Origin of the sequence: Rhodococcus sp. (in: high G+C Gram-positive bacteria), from assembly GCF_049299235.1 — a bacterium.
Taxonomy (GTDB): domain Bacteria; phylum Actinomycetota; class Actinomycetes; order Mycobacteriales; family Mycobacteriaceae; genus Rhodococcus.
Genome location: NZ_JBAQXC010000177.1, coordinates 1 through 16,424 on the forward strand (window position 1 = coordinate 1; position 16,424 = coordinate 16,424).

General features: G+C 67.1%; 16 protein-coding genes and 1 pseudogene. 5 read left to right on the forward strand and 12 right to left on the reverse strand.

The window, feature by feature from the left end:
- Nucleotides 1-440, reverse strand: a 440-nt coding sequence (locus WAX14_RS10640; RefSeq protein ID WP_422628047.1) for a TetR/AcrR family transcriptional regulator, incomplete at its 3' end; no start/stop codon positions are given.
- Nucleotides 441-652: 212 nt separating this feature from the next.
- On the opposite strand from WAX14_RS10640, the gene WAX14_RS10645 reads away from it, so the two are divergent.
- Both WAX14_RS10645 and WAX14_RS10650 read left to right on the forward strand, forming a co-directional pair.
- Nucleotides 653-1,420: an SDR family NAD(P)-dependent oxidoreductase gene (locus tag WAX14_RS10645; RefSeq protein ID WP_422628048.1), complete on the forward strand. Its 768-nt coding sequence runs from the start codon at nucleotides 653-655 to the stop codon at nucleotides 1,418-1,420.
- A 179-nt stretch (nucleotides 1,421-1,599) separates the two neighbouring features.
- Complete coding sequence (locus WAX14_RS10650; RefSeq protein ID WP_422628049.1) at nucleotides 1,600-2,595, forward strand: linear amide C-N hydrolase; 996 nt, start codon at nucleotides 1,600-1,602, stop codon at nucleotides 2,593-2,595.
- Between the two features lie 85 nt (nucleotides 2,596-2,680).
- Here the strand turns inward: WAX14_RS10650 and WAX14_RS10655 are convergent, their stop codons facing one another.
- From WAX14_RS10655 to WAX14_RS10700, 10 genes are all read right to left on the reverse strand, one after another.
- Nucleotides 2,681-4,273, reverse strand: a complete 1,593-nt coding sequence (locus WAX14_RS10655) for a cation acetate symporter (protein WP_422628060.1) — start codon at nucleotides 4,271-4,273, stop codon at nucleotides 2,681-2,683.
- A 41-nt stretch (nucleotides 4,274-4,314) separates the two neighbouring features.
- Complete coding sequence (locus WAX14_RS10660; RefSeq protein WP_082900106.1) at nucleotides 4,315-4,605, reverse strand: DUF485 domain-containing protein; 291 nt, start codon at nucleotides 4,603-4,605, stop codon at nucleotides 4,315-4,317.
- 194 nt (nucleotides 4,606-4,799) lie between these two features.
- Nucleotides 4,800-6,593: a cation acetate symporter gene (locus WAX14_RS10665; protein WP_422628050.1), complete on the reverse strand. Its 1,794-nt coding sequence runs from the start codon at nucleotides 6,591-6,593 to the stop codon at nucleotides 4,800-4,802.
- 6 nt (nucleotides 6,594-6,599) lie between these two features.
- Complete coding sequence (locus WAX14_RS10670) at nucleotides 6,600-6,968, reverse strand: hypothetical protein (protein ID WP_422628051.1); 369 nt, start codon at nucleotides 6,966-6,968, stop codon at nucleotides 6,600-6,602.
- Complete coding sequence (locus WAX14_RS10675) at nucleotides 6,965-7,747, reverse strand: LytR/AlgR family response regulator transcription factor (protein WP_422628052.1); 783 nt, start codon at nucleotides 7,745-7,747, stop codon at nucleotides 6,965-6,967. The genes WAX14_RS10670 and WAX14_RS10675 overlap by 4 nt, the downstream gene beginning before the upstream one ends.
- 32 nt (nucleotides 7,748-7,779) lie before the next feature.
- Entirely contained in the window at nucleotides 7,780-8,994 is a 1,215-nt protein-coding gene (locus WAX14_RS10680; RefSeq protein ID WP_422628053.1) for a sensor histidine kinase, read from the reverse strand.
- Nucleotides 8,995-9,051: 57 nt separating this feature from the next.
- Nucleotides 9,052-10,686 carry a Na+/H+ antiporter gene (locus WAX14_RS10685; protein ID WP_422628054.1) on the reverse strand — a complete coding sequence of 545 codons (1,635 nt, stop codon included), beginning with the start codon at nucleotides 10,684-10,686 and terminating at the stop codon, nucleotides 9,052-9,054.
- A gap of 39 nt (nucleotides 10,687-10,725) precedes the next feature.
- Nucleotides 10,726-10,914: an antitoxin gene (locus WAX14_RS10690; protein WP_422628055.1), complete on the reverse strand. Its 189-nt coding sequence runs from the start codon at nucleotides 10,912-10,914 to the stop codon at nucleotides 10,726-10,728.
- A 69-nt stretch (nucleotides 10,915-10,983) separates the two neighbouring features.
- On the reverse strand, nucleotides 10,984-11,232 hold the full coding sequence (locus tag WAX14_RS10695; protein ID WP_422628056.1) for an antitoxin: 249 nt from the start codon (nucleotides 11,230-11,232) through the stop codon (nucleotides 10,984-10,986).
- 51 nt (nucleotides 11,233-11,283) lie between these two features.
- Nucleotides 11,284-13,815 (reverse strand): HAD-IC family P-type ATPase, encoded by a 2,532-nt coding sequence (locus WAX14_RS10700; protein ID WP_422628057.1) that lies wholly within the window; start codon nucleotides 13,813-13,815, stop codon nucleotides 11,284-11,286.
- Nucleotides 13,816-13,910: 95 nt separating this feature from the next.
- On the opposite strand from WAX14_RS10700, the pseudogene WAX14_RS10705 reads away from it, so the two are divergent.
- Nucleotides 13,911-14,298, forward strand: a pseudogene (locus WAX14_RS10705) (flavodoxin); the annotation flags it as partial.
- 15 nt (nucleotides 14,299-14,313) lie between these two features.
- Here the strand turns inward: WAX14_RS10705 and WAX14_RS10710 are convergent.
- Complete coding sequence (locus WAX14_RS10710) at nucleotides 14,314-14,745, reverse strand: cytochrome P450 (protein ID WP_422628061.1); 432 nt, start codon at nucleotides 14,743-14,745, stop codon at nucleotides 14,314-14,316.
- Here WAX14_RS10710 and WAX14_RS10715 point away from each other — a divergent pair.
- Nucleotides 14,690-15,565, forward strand: coding sequence for a hypothetical protein (locus WAX14_RS10715; RefSeq protein ID WP_422628058.1), 876 nt, complete (start codon nucleotides 14,690-14,692; stop codon nucleotides 15,563-15,565). The two genes, WAX14_RS10710 and WAX14_RS10715, sit on opposite strands and share 56 nt — an antisense overlap.
- Before the next feature lie 234 nt (nucleotides 15,566-15,799).
- Nucleotides 15,800-16,318, forward strand: a complete 519-nt coding sequence (locus WAX14_RS10720) for a DUF3558 family protein (RefSeq protein ID WP_422628059.1) — start codon at nucleotides 15,800-15,802, stop codon at nucleotides 16,316-16,318.
- The last annotated feature ends 106 nt before the right edge of the window (nucleotides 16,319-16,424 follow it).

A 16,424-nucleotide genomic window follows, 5' to 3' on the forward strand; every position in this document is an offset into this window, starting at 1 on the left:
TCCTCGTGCGCAATGCCGTACCGGTCGAGGAGCATTCCGATCGCCTCGGCTTGGTCGCGGCGGAATCGCTCGGAGTAGTCGGCGAGGAGAGCGCGCAGCGCGGGCCGGTGCCGCGACATCGCCATGAATTCCATCGTGAGCGCGACCCCGGCTGGATTGCTGCTGAACCGCCACAGTGCCCACAGCGGCTGAGGGGATGCCAGCGCCTTCGCCTGGATCTCGAGGCCCCGTTCGGCGCGGCGCCGAAACACCTCCGCGAGCAACTCGTCCATGTTCACGAAGTAGTAGTGCACGAGTTGAGGTTTCAGACCGGCCTGTTCCGCGACCCGACGGGACGAGACAGCGGCATAGCCGTATTCGAGCATGACCGCCTCGGCTGCGTCGAGTAGGACCGAGCGATTTTTTGCGTCGGGGGCCCCGATTCTGCGCGGCGTGGGCATGCGCGCGGTCCACCTCCATAGTCCGAACGAGCGGCCGTTGCTGTCCGCACATCGTATCGCTCCGCAATGGTGTGACCTTGACCACGTTCCATCCGGCGTGCTATTCAAGTGCTCAGCAATGCTATGCAACTGCTCAGCACGGGGCGTGCCGCACCACCGCGCGCACTCCCGAGGACCGACCCGCATCGCCGACCTCACACCGAAAGGCCACCATGGATCAGAACAAGGCAGACGTCGCAGCGAAGCGTGTCGCCGTCGTCACCGGAGGCGCATCCGGCATCGGACTGGCCGTCGGCCGGCATCTCGCCGAGCAGGGGCACCCCGTTGCTCTCCTGGATCGGCAGGGCGACGAGGCACGGATCGCCGCCGAGAAACTGCAGGCGGACGGCGCCTCCGCGATCGGACTCGACGTCGACGTCACCGATCGCAGCGCCATCGATGCGGCACTCGACACGGTCCGATCCGAACTGGGGCCGGTCTCGATCATGGTCACCAGCGCCGGAATCGAACTCAGCGCGCCGTTCACCCGGATCACGGCGGACGAATGGGACAAGATCATCTCGGTCAATCTCACCGGCACGTTCCATTCGATCCAAGCCGCCGTCCCGGACATGGTCGAATGCGGCTGGGGTCGCATCATCACGATCTCGTCGTCCAGCGCCCAATCCGGCGCACCGGACCGCGCGCACTACGTCGCATCCAAGGGCGGCGTCATCGCACTGACCAAGGCACTGTCCTACGAGTTCGCACCGCAAGGCATCACCGTGAACACCATTCCGCCGTCGATCATCGACACGCCGATGGCACGCAACGGCGCCGCCGCGGGCAACATCGATCTGGACATGCTCGCGGGCATGACTCCGGTGCGGCGCAACGGGACTCCCGACGACGTGGCCGCCGCGTGTGCCTTCCTATGCTCGGACGACGCGGGATTCATCACCGGTCAGATCATCGGTGTCAACGGAGGCTGGTACCTCTGATCGGTCTGCATCGATCGACGCACCGCCGTCGAGGGGTCGGCGGTGCGTACGCAGCGATGTGGGTCGATCCGCGCCAACCACCGCGCAACCCGCCCCGATTGTGCCAAAGTCGGACGCACCTCGAAATCCCGAACAATTCGATCACGCGAGTGCCCGGCAGGCAGGGAAGTGAGAAGAACATGTGCACGAGGGTTGTGTGGCCAACGGCGGCGGGAGCGGTCCTCGTCGGACGGAACATGGACTACCACCGCGACACCGGGACGAATCTGTGGTCCCTGCCCCGCGGAATCGACCGGCGGGACGGGGTCGGTGGATCACTGTCCTGGACTTCGAATTTCGGCAGTGTGGTCGCCGGTGCCTTCGACATGATGACCGTCGACGGCATGAACGAAGCCGGCCTGTCCGGGCACATCCTGTGGCTCGCGGAATCCGACTACGGAACGTACGACAAGTCCCGGCCCGCATTGAGCATGGCCGTGTGGCTCCAGTATTTCCTGGACAATTTCGCCACGGTTGCGGACGCGGCCACCTGGATCGAACAGTCCGACGTGCAGGTCGTCCCACTCGGCGACCCGGCCACCGGCGAGGTGCCCGCGGTGCACCTCGCCCTGGACGACGCGACCGGCGACTCGGCGATCATCGAATACGTCGACGGCAAGGTCACCGTCTGGCACGACCGCAGCTATCACGTGATGACGAACTCGCCGACCTACGACAAGCAACTCGAACTGCTCCGCACGCTCGACGGGTTCGGCGGCGATCATCCACTGCCCGGCACCACGCAGGCCGCCGACCGGTTCGCCCGCGCCGCATACTATGTCAGTCGGCTCCCCGAACCGAAAAGCCAGGTCGAGGCGATTGCCGGAATGTTCAGTGTCATCCGCAACGCGGCTCAGCCGTTCCGGATCCCGGACCCGGACAAGCCCAATGCGTCACAGACGATCTGGCAGACCGTGGGCGATTTGACGAACCGGCGGTACGTGTTCGCGTCGACGACCCGGCCGAATGTCCTGTGGGTCGACTTCGCCGAGTTGGACTTCGACGAGGGTGCCTCCGCCCGAAAACTCGATCTGCTCGGCGACACGGCACTCGAGGGTGGGCTCGGCGGCAATGTCACGGGCCACTTCGCCGAGACCGCCCCGCTGCGCTTCCTCGAACTGCCGGCCACGCCGTAACACGCGCGGCAGGCTGAGAACCCGCACACGCATCGGTGCCGCACTCCCACCACGGAGTGCGGCACCGATGCTTCGAACCGGATTCTCAGTGTGCGACAGCCTTTTCGACACCGACACCGGTGAGCGAGCGGACCTCCATCTCGGCCTGCTTGAACGGGTCTTCCGTCTTGCGGCGGCCGATGTAGGTGCCGACGATACCGAGGACGAAGGCCAGCGGGATGGACACGATGCCCGGGTTGGACAGCGGGAACAACGCGAAGTCGGCGTTCGGGAACATCGACGACGGCTTGCCGGACACCGCCGGGGAGAACACGATCAGCAGCAGGCAGCTGATCAGGCCACCGTAGATGCTGAACAGCGCGCCGGTGGTGTTGAACTTCTTCCAGAACAGCGAGTACAGCAGGGTCGGCAGGTTCGCCGAGGCAGCCACTGCGAACGCGAGCGCGACCAGGAAGGCGATGTTCTGGCCCATCGCCATGATGCCGAGCACGATCGACACCAGACCGATGACGACGACGGTGATGCGCGAGACCCGCACCTGCTCGTCCTCGGTTGCGTTGCCGCGCTTGATGACACTGGCGTAGATGTCGTGGGCGAAGGACGCCGAGGCGGTGATGGCCAGGCCCGCGACGACCGCGAGGATCGTGGCGAACGCGACCGCGGAGATGATCGCCAGGAACAGCGTGCCGCCGAGTTCGAAGGCCAGCAGCGGTGCGGCGGCATTTTCCTTACCGGGAGCACCCAGGATGACGTCGGGGCCGACCATCTTCGCGGCACCGTAGCCGAGGACGAGGGTGAACAGGTAGAACGCGCCGATCAGCGCGATCGCCCAGGTCACCGAGCGGCGGGCTTCCTTCGCGGTCGGCACCGTGTAGAAGCGCATGAGCACGTGCGGCAGGCCGGCGGTGCCGAGCACCAGGGCGATACCGAGCGACACGAAGTCGATGCGGGTCATGTCGCTGATGCCGTACTTCGCCCCGGGGGCGAGGATGTCGCGGCCGGCGACCGCCTGATCCGTCGAGTTCGACGCCATGGCCTGCGCGTCGGCGAGCAGTTGGGAGAAGTTGCCGCGGACCGCGAACAACACGAGCACGAACATGATTCCGGCGCCTGCGATGAGCAGAACGGCCTTGACCATCTGCACGTAGGTGGTGCCCTTCATGCCGCCGATGAGCACGTAGACGATCATGAGGACACCGACGACCGCGACGACGATTGCCTGACCGGCCTTGTCGTGGATGTCGAGCAGCAACGCGACCAGGCCACCGGCACCGGCCATCTGGGCGAGCAGGTAGAACAGCGAGACCGCGAGCGTGGACAGCGCCGCGGCCATCCGGACCGGACGCTGCTTGAGCCGGAAGCTCAGGACGTCGGCCATCGTGAACCTGCCGGTGTTCCGCAGGAGTTCGGCGACGAGCAGCAACGCGACGAGCCACGCGACGAGGAAGCCGATGGAGTACAGGAAGCCGTCGTACCCGTAGACCGCGATGGCGCCGGCGATCCCGAGGAACGACGCGGCCGACAGGTAGTCACCGGCGATCGCGAAACCGTTCTGCGGGCCGGAGAACTGGCCGCCGCCGGTGTAGAAGTCGGAGGCCTTCTTGGTGGTGCGGCTTGCCTTGATGACCAGCGTCATCGTGCCGACGACGAACGCGATGAAGATCGCGATGTTGATCATGGGGTTGCCGACGTCGGCGGTCCCACTCTGCGCGAGAACGGTCACTGGGCCGGTCCTTCCAGTTCGTCGCGGATCGCGGCGGCGCGGGGGTCGAGTTCGCGTCCGGCGAATTTCACGTATACGGCCGTGATCACGAACGTGGTGACGAACTGACCGAGGCCGAGGATGATGCCGAGATTGATGTTGCCGATCACCTTCGTCGCCATGAAGTCGGCGGCATACGTCGCGAGGAGTACGTACACCCCGTACCAGGCGAGGAAGAACACCGTCACCGGGAACACGAACCGCCGGAGTCTGCTGCGCAGCTCCTGAAACTCGGGACTCGCCTGCATGTCGACGAAGTCCTGTGGCGTGGGGTCACGGCGCGACGGTGCGTCGCTCCCGTTACTGACTGTGGTCACTGCCGACTCCTCGGTGGTCGTGTGAGTTGTAGTGAGCACAGACGGTAGTGAGACGACAGTCACACGCGTAAGGGTCGCGCGCCTCCCGGACGCCGAACTGTCGTGCGGTGCGCCGAGCGGTCGACTCACCGCGACGAACGGCGCCGATCGTCCGTTCCGGCCGTGCCCGCACCGAACGCGCCGACCTCACGGTCGCGACCCATCCCCAGCCGTTCCGGGACGTGCATCCGGGAAAAGGTGCGACCCACGTCGGCGGGCACCGAACGGCGAGTGGCGAGGCTGACCAGCACCATCGTCAGGAACGCCAGCGGAACACTCACCGCGGCGGGGTAGCCGACGAGGACTTCGAGCCGGCCGGCGCCACGCTCCGGGTCGACGGGGGCCAGCACCACCACCATCGCCGCACTCCCGGCCACCAGCCCGCCCAGCACCATGCCCGCCGCGGCGCCCGCCGCGGTGAGACCGCGCCACCAGATGCCGAGAACCAGCAGCGGACACAACGTCGACGCCGCCACCGCGAACACCAACCCGACCGACCGCGACAGATCCAGCGAGGTCACCGACAACGCCAGTGCCAGCGGCACCAGACCGGCGAGCACCGCCGCGATCCGGAAGTCCCGAATGCGCCCGCGCAGCACGTCCGTCGACAACACACCCGCGACGCTGACCAGCAGCCCCGACGACGTGGACAGGAACGCGGCGATCGCGCCGGACGCGACAAGCGCCGCGAGCAGTTGACCACCCCAACCGGACAGCACCGATCCGGGCAGCAGCAGCACCGCCGCATCCGAACGCCCGGTGATGAGCAACTGCGGCACGTACAGCCGCGCGAACACCCCGAGCAGCGTCGGAAACAGATAGAACAGGCCGACCAACCCGATGACGGCGAGCGACGTCACACGCGCGGTGCGGCCGTCGGGGTTCGTGTAGAACCGCACCAGCACGTGCGGCAACCCCATCGTGCCGAGAAACGTCGCGAGGATCAGCGAATACACCTGGAACATCGGATAGTGGCCGCCGAATCCGTTGCCCGGTGAGGCCCACGAGTCGTTGTCCGGCGGCGCACCCGCCACCACCGGAACCGGCGAGCCCGCGTCGAGCACCAGTTCGGTTCCCGCCGACAGTTCGTGTTCTCCCGGTTCGAGCAGCACCGGACCCGCGACCGGCCGGCCGTCGACGTGCCCGGTGACGGTCACCGGCAAGGGCTGTGCGACCTGCACGATCACGTCGGTGGTGATGTCGACGGTGGTGCGGTCGGTGACGGTGGGCGGCACCGGCTCGGACACGGCCCGATCCTCGGCGAAGAAGTGCAGTGCGAGCACCAACGCCGGCAGCGCGACCGCGGTGAGTTTGAGCCAGTACTGGAATGCCTGCACGAACGTGATCGACCGCATGCCACCACCGACGACATTGCCGACGACGATCACCCCGACCGCGGCGACGCCCACCCAGTCGGGCAGCCCCAGCAGGATGTTCAAGGTCAGTCCCGCCCCCTGGAACTGCGGTACCAGATACAGCACACAGATGACCGCGACGACGATCATCGCGAGGGTCCGCAGCCAGCGCGCCCCGAGGCGGAATTCGGCGAAATCCGGCACCGTGTACGCACCGGATCGGCGCAACGGTGCCGCGACGAACAGCAGCAGACCCAGATAGCCCGCCGCGAAACCCACCGGATACCACAGGGCGTCGGCCCCGTACTTCGCGACCAGTCCGGCAACACCGAGAAATGATGCGGCAGAAAGGTACTCACCGGAAATTGCGGCCGCATTCCAACGTGGCCCCACAGTGCGTGACGCAACGAGGAAGTCGGACGTGGTGCGCGCCAAACGCACACCGTAGATGCCGATCGCGACGGTCGCAGCCGCGGCCGCGACCAGGCCGACAACGGTGAGGACAGGAATCGAACCGGTGTCCATCGCAGCTCAGTCGTCGGTCAGGTCGGTGAAGTCCTGCTCGTTGCGTTCGGCCAGCCGCACGAACAGCCACGCGATGCCCAGCAGTACCGGATAGCCGACGATGCCGAGCAGCAACCACGGCAGCCGCAGCCCCAGTACCGTCACCTCCGCGAGCGTGGGCACCGCGGCGAACAGCACCGGCAACGCACCGAGCAGGCAGACCGCGACGAGCGCCAGCCGCAACGCGAGCCCGAGCTGCGCCCGGATCAGGCCACGCACCATCGCGTCACCGATCTCGGTCTGCTGCTGCACCTCGATGCGGGTACGAACCATGCGGGCGCCGCGCCGCTGCGCGAGCACCACCCGTTGCCGCGGCGGCGGACCGGCGCCGCTCATCGGGACGTCCACGTCTGCATCGGACCTCGGATGAGCCGATCCTTGAGTTCACGCGTGTGACGGCGACTCACCGGAAGCTCCACCACCGGCCCGTCCCCCGCCGCCCGCAGGCACACCACCAGGCCGGACCCGACACTGCGAATCCCGGTCACCAACGGCAACGCCACCAGAAACGACCGGTGCACGCGAAGGAACCCGGCGTCCGCCCAGCGACTCTCCAGAGTCGAAATGGGGATGCGCACGAGATGCGAACCGGTTCCGGTGTGCAAACGCGCGTAGTCGCCGTCGGCTTCGACCCACCGCACCGACGATCGCTGCACCAGCGTCGTGACCCCGCCCAATTCGACGGGAATCACTTCGTCGGACGGTACCGCCGCATCATTCTGGCCGCTGCTGCTCCGGCGGCGTTCCGCGATGCGCCGGACCGCTTCGGCGAGCCGTTCCTCACGCAGCGGCTTGAGCAGATAGTCGACGGCCCCCAGATCGAATGCGGCGACCGCCCGGTCGTCGTGCGCGGTCACGAAGACCACCGATGGCGGCTGCGCGAAATTGCGGAGGATCCCGGCGAGTTCGAGCCCGTCCAGACCCGGCATGTTGATGTCGAGGAACACCGCGTCGATACCGCCGTCCTGCAACAACCGCAACGCGGTGGTCGCGTCACCTGCCGTGTGGACCGAGCCGATGTCGTCGCATCGGCGCAGGAGATAGGCAAGCTCGTCGAGTGCGGGCGGTTCGTCGTCGACCGCCAGCACGGCGAGATGGTCCGGTTCGTCGTTCACAACGGACTCATCGTGCCATGCCAGCACCCCGGTCACGGCCGTATCCCCGGCCGGAACTTCGGGACCCGCATGCTGACCTTCGTTCCCGCGTCCGGGGCGGTCTCGACGACCAGCCCGTAATCGTTGCCGAACGCGGCCCGCAACCGGTCGTCGACGTTCGCCAGCCCCACGTGCGCGGACTCCTTGACGGTACTGCCCTCTCGGTCCGCGACCGCGTCGAGCGAACCCGATCGCAGCAGTTCCGGGTCCATCCCGACACCGTCGTCCTCGACGCTGATGACACAGTCGGTGCCTTCGTCCGCGGCGGTGATGGAGATGGTGCCCGCCCGGGTCGGCTTCCCTGCGATACCGTGCCGCACCGCATTCTCCACCAGCGGCTGCAACGCCAGGAACGGCAACACCACACCGAGAACCTCGGGGGCGACCTGCAGGCGCACCTCGAGGGCATTGCCGAATCGGGCGCGTTCGAGGGTGAGGTACCGGTCGATGTTGCGCAGTTCGTCGGCGAGCACCGTGTACTCGCCGGTGGCCCGGAACGAATAGCGGGTGAAATCCGCGAACTCGAGGAGTAGTTCGCGGGCCCGATCGGGGTCGGTACGCACGAACGAGGTGACCGTGTTGAGCGCGTTGTAAATGAAATGGGGGCTGATCTGGGCGCGCAACGCCCGCACCTCGGCGCGGTCCAGCCGCGCGCGGGACGCGTCCAGTTCGGCAAGTTCGATCTGGCTGCACGCGTACCCCGCGACCTCGGCGAGGACCCCGAGCATCGCGGGGCCGGGTTCGGTGGTGGTGACGACGCCGAGCACCCCGACCACCCCCACGTCGTCGATGATCAGCGGCTGGGCGATCACCGCGCGCACCGGAAGCTCGTCGGGGCCGCGCCCCAGGTCGCCGTGGCCGACGAGCACCCGGCGCTCCCCCTCGATCGCGCTGACGGCGGCCTCGCGCATCCGATCGGCGAGCCCCTCGTACAGTCCGTGCCAGGCGAGCCTGTTGCCGTCCGTGTCGAGCAACGCGACGGCCTGCGCACCGGTGAGGGTCCGCAGATGCGGGGCGGCCTCCTGCGCGGACGTCGCGTCGAGACCGCGGCGCAGCGGTCGCGCAGCGAGCGAGGCGGTGTGCAGTGTCGCGTGCACGGCACGTTCCGCGGGTGTGGTGACGACCCGCCGGGTGCGTGCCCACACCGCACCGATACCCACAACGACGAGTGCCACCACCAGCACCGTCAGGACGACGACGCCGGTCACGGTGCGGCTGTCCGGTCGTACGGCACGGATTCGGTCATGGCCGACACGGTACGACGCTCACGACCTGCCGCGCCGGTCGATCCGCTCTTCCGCCGCGGCCTCCTCGACGTCGAGGCTTTCGAGTTCGACACGCAAGGTTTCGTCGTCGAGGCTGCCTTCGTCCCGCGCGGCGATCAGAGCGGTGCGCTGCGCGCGCAGGATCGATCGCCGGAATTCGTCGAACAGCGCTCCGGCGTCGAGACTGCGGTCGGTCTCGTTCTCGGATTCGACGGCGTTGGCGTCGACGCGTGCCTGGATGGAGCGGCGCACCCGCTCGAGGATGCGGCGCACGGCGTCGACGTCGAACCCGGACGGCGGATTGTCCGCGAGGTTCCGGAGTTCGTCGTGGGCGGCAGCGGTGACGATGGTCTGGGCGAGGGTGCGCTGCTCGTCGGCGCGGAGCCGCTCGTACGGGTCGGACACATCCAGCCGCCGGATCAAGACGGGCATGGTCGCGCCCTGGATGAGCAGGGTTCCGACGGCGACGACCAGGGCGATGAGATGGATGATCTCGCGACCGGGGAACGGTTCACCCGACGCGAGCAGCAGCGGGATGCCGCCGGCGGCGGCGAGGGTCACCACACCGCGCATCCCCGCCCACGACACCACCACATGTTCGCGGAAGCTCAGGGGGTCGCGTCCGAGCCGTGTCAGCCCGGCATCACGTGTGACACGCCTACGACCCCAGTTCAGCAGACCCCAGGCGGGCCGGACCACCATGACGACGGCGAGCACCGCGACCGAGTAGAGCAGCACCACGATGACGTCGTACCCGTCGTCGGTGACGTCGTCGAGGACGAACTTCAGTTGCAATCCCATGTAGGCGAAGACGAACATCTCGAGCAGGATGTCCAGGCTTTCCCACACGTAGCGTTCCTGGATGCGCGTATTCACCGACATGTCGGTGGCCCGGTGCCCCATGTACAGGCCGGCTGCGACGACGGCGAGCACCCCGGATGCGTGGATTTCCTCGGCCGCGAGATAGGCGGCGAACGGAAGCACCAGCCCGAGGGATGTTTCCAACGGCGAGTGGTACATGCGGCTCCGGACCCAGTGCACGACCACCGCGAGTGCGAGCCCGATCGCGACACCGCCGACGACCTCGTATCCGAAGAACACGACCGGAGAATCGAAGAACACGCGGGTACCGGCAACCGCCGACACCGCGACGGTGAACAGGGTCAGGGCCGTCGCGTCGTTGACGAGTCCTTCGCCGGTGAGCACCGCGATGACCCGTTTCGGCAGGCCCAGCTTCTGGCCGACCGCGACGGCACTGACCGCGTCGGTGGGTGCGACGACCGCGCCGAGCACCAGCGCGGCGCCGAACGTCAATTCGGGGACGAGCCAGTTCGCGAAGAACGCGACAGCGAACGCGGTCGCGAGGACGGTGACGATACCGAGCCGCAGGATCGGCGACAGGTAGCGCCGGAAGGTCGGGACGGAGAACCGCAGCGCCGCCGAGTACAGCAAGGGTGGAAGGACCGCGCCGAGCAGCACGTCGGGTGGCAACTCCAGGCGGGGCAGCCCGGGAATGAACGACGCGGCCGCGCCGATCGCGACCAGCACCAGCGGCGCTTGCAGGTTCTTACGTGCCGCCAACCCGGTGACCGCGATGGCGGCGATGACGACGAGCAGAATCCAGGTCCCGTTCACGGCACCGATTCTGCTCCGTCACCGCCGCCCAGGTGACGATCAGTTGGTGCCGAGGGCGTTCTTCGCGGCGTTCTCCGCCGCATCGACCTGACCGGAGAACTTGCCACCGGTCTTGTTGTCCGCCAGGTCACCGGCCTTCTCGATCGCCTGGTTCACCTTGTCCGGGTGTTCGGCGGCAAGTTCCTTACCCTTGTCGACCAGACCCTTCACGTTGTCCAAGAAGCCCACAGCATGTCCTTTCCTTCGGTATCGAGCGAAAGAAAGATTGCCACATGGGCCACAGCCAGGCGGGGACCGCTAGCTCGTACCCGGATCGGTCGGCGGCCGCTGCCCGCCGGGCGGCTCGCCGGGTGTGTCGCCGGGTGTGTCGACGAACTTCCTCGCGGCGTCCTGCGCCTTGTCGACGTGTCCGGAGAATTTGCCACCGGTGCGCTTGTCGACCTGGTCGCCGGCCTTGTCGATGTAGGAATCGATCTTGTCGGGATTCTGTGCGGCGTAGTCCTTACCTTTGCCGACCAGACCCTTCAACGTGTCCATGAGACCCATCTGCTGTTCCTTCCGTCGATACGGACGATCGGACGCTTCGCAGTACGCCGGTCAGTGTACTCCCGGGAGCAGATCGTCCGGGGCCGCGAACAGGCGGCGGCGCTCCCCGTGCAGGCGTCCGCTGACCCACCACGACACCTCCACCAGGAACACACCGACGGCGCCACACACGAACGCGATGGTCGTGTATCCGACATCCGACGGATCCAGCGCGAAGAACTCGCGGCAGAACGGCACCGTGAACAAGACGACGTAGCCGAGCACCGAACCGATCAGCAACACGATCTTCCACAGCTGATACGGCCGGGCAACGACGGCGAGCACCCACAGGGCGATCATGATCAGGGTGATCAGCGCAGAGGTACCCGCCTGAATCTTCTGTTGCTCGGTCTGATCCGGCCCCCCGTACACCAGCACGTAGCAGACGAACGTGGCGACTCCGATGATGACGCCGGACGGGATCGCCAGTCGCATCACGCGGGGCACGAACCCGGACCGCGCCCGTTCGTTGTTCGGGGCCAGCGACAACAAGAACGCCGGGATGCCGATCGTGAACCACGCGGCGATCGTCACGTGCCGAGGCAGGAACGGATACGGCAGCGGATCGAAGTCGAACAATTGCGACAACACGCCCGACAGTCCGACGAAGAATGCCAGCAACACCGAATACACCGTCTTGGTGAGAAACAGGTTGGAGACCCGTTCGATGTTGCCGATGACGCGACGCCCCTCACCGACGACATACGGCAAGGTCGCGAACTTGTTGTCCAGCAACACGATCTGTGCGACCGCCCGCGTGGCGGGGCTACCCGATCCCATCGCTACCCCGATGTCGGCGTCCTTGAGTGCCAGCACGTCGTTGACGCCGTCACCGGTCATCGCGACGGTATGCCCACGCGACTGCAGTGCGCCGACCATCGCCCGCTTCTGATCGGGCCGCACCCGGCCGAAGGTGGTCGACGACGCGACGGTGTCGGCGAGTTGCTCCGGGTCCTCGGGCAGCGTGCGCGCGTCGACGGGCCGTGCACCGCCTGCCAGACCCAGCGACGACGCGACCGCGCCCACCGACACCGCATTGTCGCCGGAAATGATCTTCACGTCGACCTGCTGGCCGGCGAAGTACTCGAGGGTGTCCTTCGCGTCGGGCCGCACCCGTTGCTCGAGCACGACCAGTGCCCGAGGGGTGACGGTGCCCGGCGCGGCCGCGTCGTCGACGGGACGGTCGCTATGCGCGAGGAGCAGCACCCGCAGTCCCTGCGCGCCGATCTCCTCGGCCTTGCGGGCGGTCTCGGAGGCCGGATCGAGCAGCACGTCGGGGGCGCCGAGCAGCCAGTTGCCGTGGTCGCCGTAGGACTGGCCGCTCCACTTCTTCGCCGACGAGAACGGAGCCGTCGCGGTCGCTGCTCCCCACCCCGGATCGTCGGGCAGTGCCTCCCCGATCGCGGCGACACTCGCGTTCGGCCGCGGATCGTCGCCGGCGAGCGCCGCGAGCGCCGCGCGCACGGTGTTGTCGTCGGCACCGTTGTTCTCGTCGGCACCGTTGTTGTCGTCGGCACCGCCGTTCTCGTCGGCACCGCCGACCGGGACGATCTCGGCCAGACGCATCCCGTTCTCGGTGAGGGTTCCGGTCTTGTCCGCGCACACCACATCGACGCGGGCCAGCCCCTCGATGGCAGGAAGTTCCTGCACGAGGCACTGACGTTTCCCGAGCCGGATCACCCCGACTGCGAAGGCGATCGACGTCATCAGCACGAGACCCTCGGGGACCATCGGAACCAATGCCGCAACCATGCCGCTGAGCGCCGGCCGCAGCGACTGCCCGCTCGAGAACAATTGGTTGTAGATGATGAGCAGACCCGCCGGGATCATCAGGTAAGTGATGAACTTCAGGATCTTGTTGATGCCGGACATCAGCTCGGACTTCACCAGCGTGAACTTGCTGGCCTCATCCGCGAGCCGCGCCGCATAGGCATCGCGGCCGACCTTCGTCGCACGGTAGGCGCCGCTGCCGGATGCGACGAAGCTGCCGGACATCACGGTCGTACCGGGCGCCTTGTCGACATTGTCGGATTCGCCGGTGAGCAGCGATTCGTCGAGTTCGAGCCCCTCCGATTCGACGACGACACCGTCGACGACGAGTTGATCACCGGGACCGAGTTCGATGATGTCGTCGAGCACCACTTCACGCGGGGCGAGCTCGGCGGATCTGCCGTCACGGCGCACGACCGGCTTGCTCTGGCTGACGATCGCAAGCTTGTCCAGGGTCCGCTTCGCGCGGATTTCCTGAATGATGCCGATGCCGCTGTTCGCGACGATCAGCAGACCGAACATGCCGTCGATGATCGAGCCGGTCACCAGGACGATGAGGAACAGCACACCGAGGATCGCGTTGATCCGGGTGAGCACGTTCCCGCGGACGATGTCCTTCACGGACCGCGACGCGCGGTCGGGGACGTCGTTCGTCTCCCCCCGCGCCACCCGCTCGGCGACCTGCTCGGTGGTCAGGCCACCGACGATATGCGCGGGATCGGTCACGACCGTTTCACCGGCCCCCGCCACCGCGGTGGGCTCTTCGACTGACATGGGGAACAGGCTATGCCAGCGGCGAAAACTTCGATCGCTCAGCGACCGGTGCGGCCACGTTTTCCCGGAACGGCGGCATGGGTACTCACGCGGGCATGACAATTCTGAAAGCACTCGCTCTGGTATGCACCCTCAAACCGTCCCCGGCTGCGTCGAGCAGCGATCTGATCACCGAGCAGGTTCTGGCCGAGCTCGGCAAGTACGACGCGACCGCCGAGACGATCCGGCTGGTCGACCTCGACATCCGTCCCGGCGTCGACACCGACATGGGAGACAGCGACCAATGGCCGCCCGATCCTGTTCGGGAAGGTCGCGGTCGCGGCCGTGGTCGGCAACGAGGACGGTGCCCACGCCATCGTCGCCAATCTGTTCCAGGGGCTCAACGACTGCGGCTACACGATTCCCGCGCAGGGGTGCACGTACTGGAACGGTGAGACGATGACACCGGGCGACGACAACGACCTCGACGACGTGCCGGACGCATTCATGTTCTTCTCCTCATTCCAGCGCGCCGGTGCTGCGCGCGACGTCGAACCGCACTCCGAAGTTGTCGAGCGTATTGGGCAGTGGGACATCCGGCGCGGGCGCAGGATCGGACGCGACCCGGAAGTCGGCCGCCGCCAGGAGTCGCGCCAGGACGGTGCTGGTGACCAGCAGCACCAGATTGCGTCCGGGACACACGGCGGGCCCGGCGCTGAACGGCACCAACTCGGGACGGGACTCGGCGCGTCCGTCCAGCCACACCTCGGGGACGAACTCGTTCGCGAACGGAAGCCGGTCGCTGTCACGATGGAAACCGGCCTTCAGGATCGCGAATCCGGTTCCGGCGGGGATGGTGAACTGCTGTCCTTCCGACCCCCACATGGTGTCGCGGGTGGAATCGCGCAGGATCATCGGCGTGGTCGGCCACAGCCGTAGCGATTCGAGCACCGTGGCAGGGGTAGGACTGCGGCGTTGCGGAGTCGCTACCGGCGATCTCGGCGCGCGCCGTCGCTCGTTGGCCGGGATGCCCGGCCAGCAGTGCGAGTGCGCGTATCGATGCAATGCCAGCGGCGCCGAAAGCGAAGAGCCAGTGCGGAATCTGACCGACCGGGTCGGTCGCGCCGCCTGCGGGCAACGCGGCGAGAGCGCCGGCGAGCGAACCCACCTCGGCCCGGTCCACGTATCGATACCGGTCTTCGATGAAGCGGTCGCGCAGGCGGTTGCGTTCGGGGATGAAATAGGACCAATTGCCATTGGCGCGACGCTTTTTCAGCCTGTCGGTGATGTCGTTGTCAGCTGCCGCCGAGCTCCCCAGTACTACCTGCCGGACGATTCGCCACCAGGTACGGGTGAATTCGTCGTTGTCGAGCGACCCGGAGCGGATCGCAGCCGCGACAAGGGCGTCCACCTCCCGGTCGACGATCGGCTCGGCGAGATGATGCACGGTGCGCGTGGTGTCCAGCGATTCCTTGTTGAGGGTGCGGCGTTCGGCGCGAATGTGTCCCTGCGAGATGAGAACTCCGTGCGGCTGAAACGGCGAGAGCGCGCCCTTCTTTTCTCGGGTAGCGGGGTCGAACGGGTCGGGCGAATCCTCCAGGATCCGGCCGACATCCGCGGGTTCGAGGGCGACGGCCAAGCGCCTGCCCGGCAACTCGACCTGCAGGTCCTGCGCCGCATTCCTCGCGCAACCGGTGCAGCGTGTTCACCGCGGACGTATCCGCACCGAACCGTTCCAGCAGCGCCATCGCTCTCGGTCTGCGGGCGATGACATCGGCCGCGACGGACGGGAAGCCGAGGGTCGCGGTCAGGCGCAGCACCCGGAGGCCACTCACCGTCGGGCCGGCCGTGGACGTCGAATGTGCGATATCTGCGGATGACGACATGGCGGACTGGTACCCGTGCTCCTTCCTGCGAAACGCAGGTCCCGGCATACCGATAGGTGGAACCGATGTGTCCTCGCGTGCGTCCAACCCTGTGACCGCCGCCATCAGCCGAGGGACCGATGCCACCAGCCAAGCCAGCACTCGCCGCCCTGCTGTGCGGTCTCACGACGCTCTCGGGGTGCGCGATGACGACACCCGGCACCGCCGTCCACACCGGACCGGCCGGCGACCTCTTCATCTCCTGCACCATTCCCGACGACGCCCTGCTCGCCGCCGGACTCGACCCGGCCACCGAACGTGTCGGATTCTTCGGGGAACACTTCACCCACGCGAAACTGTGTCGTTGGGACGGGCCCTGGTACAGCATCAGCATCTTCGCCATGACCGACACCATCGAACAAATCATCAGCGATCCGAGCTACACCGGAATCCGGGACATCACCGTCGCCGACCGCGACGCGGTGCTGTTCCGTGACGTCTACGACCCCCGAGACGCGTTCTGCCTGCTCGGTTACACCACGCGCGGCGGCACCATTCTATTCTCCGGGATCGAAAGCTCAACCGTCGACGACGGCGGCGACATCTGCACCGCAACGACCGACGTTGCACGCGCCCTCGACCACGTCATCCCCCGCTGAACATCATCCCCCGCTGAATCCCGCACCGAAAGGACCCGTCACATGACCCAGCCCGTCGGACCCGGCACCTTCCGTAAGCTCGCCGACGCCGCCGAATCCGGAACGC

What these genes read in the sequence shown, in the direction of transcription:
- WAX14_RS10645 (WP_422628048.1), top strand. Translation starts at nt 653, where the DNA reads ATGGATCAGAACAAGGCAGACGTCGCAGCGAAGCGTGTCGCCGTCGTC.
- WAX14_RS10650 (WP_422628049.1), top strand. Translation starts at nt 1,600, where the DNA reads ATGTGCACGAGGGTTGTGTGGCCAACGGCGGCGGGAGCGGTCCTCGTC.
- WAX14_RS10655 (WP_422628060.1), bottom strand. Translation starts at nt 4,273, where the DNA reads ATGATCAACATCGCGATCTTCATCGCGTTCGTCGTCGGCACGATGACG.
- WAX14_RS10660 (WP_082900106.1), bottom strand. Translation starts at nt 4,605, where the DNA reads ATGCAGGCGAGTCCCGAGTTTCAGGAGCTGCGCAGCAGACTCCGGCGG.
- WAX14_RS10665 (WP_422628050.1), bottom strand. Translation starts at nt 6,593, where the DNA reads ATGGACACCGGTTCGATTCCTGTCCTCACCGTTGTCGGCCTGGTCGCG.
- WAX14_RS10670 (WP_422628051.1), bottom strand. Translation starts at nt 6,968, where the DNA reads ATGAGCGGCGCCGGTCCGCCGCCGCGGCAACGGGTGGTGCTCGCGCAG.
- WAX14_RS10695 (WP_422628056.1), bottom strand. Translation starts at nt 11,232, where the DNA reads ATGGGTCTCATGGACACGTTGAAGGGTCTGGTCGGCAAAGGTAAGGAC.
- WAX14_RS10700 (WP_422628057.1), bottom strand. Translation starts at nt 13,815, where the DNA reads ATGTCAGTCGAAGAGCCCACCGCGGTGGCGGGGGCCGGTGAAACGGTC.
- WAX14_RS10720 (WP_422628059.1), top strand. Translation starts at nt 15,800, where the DNA reads ATGCCACCAGCCAAGCCAGCACTCGCCGCCCTGCTGTGCGGTCTCACG.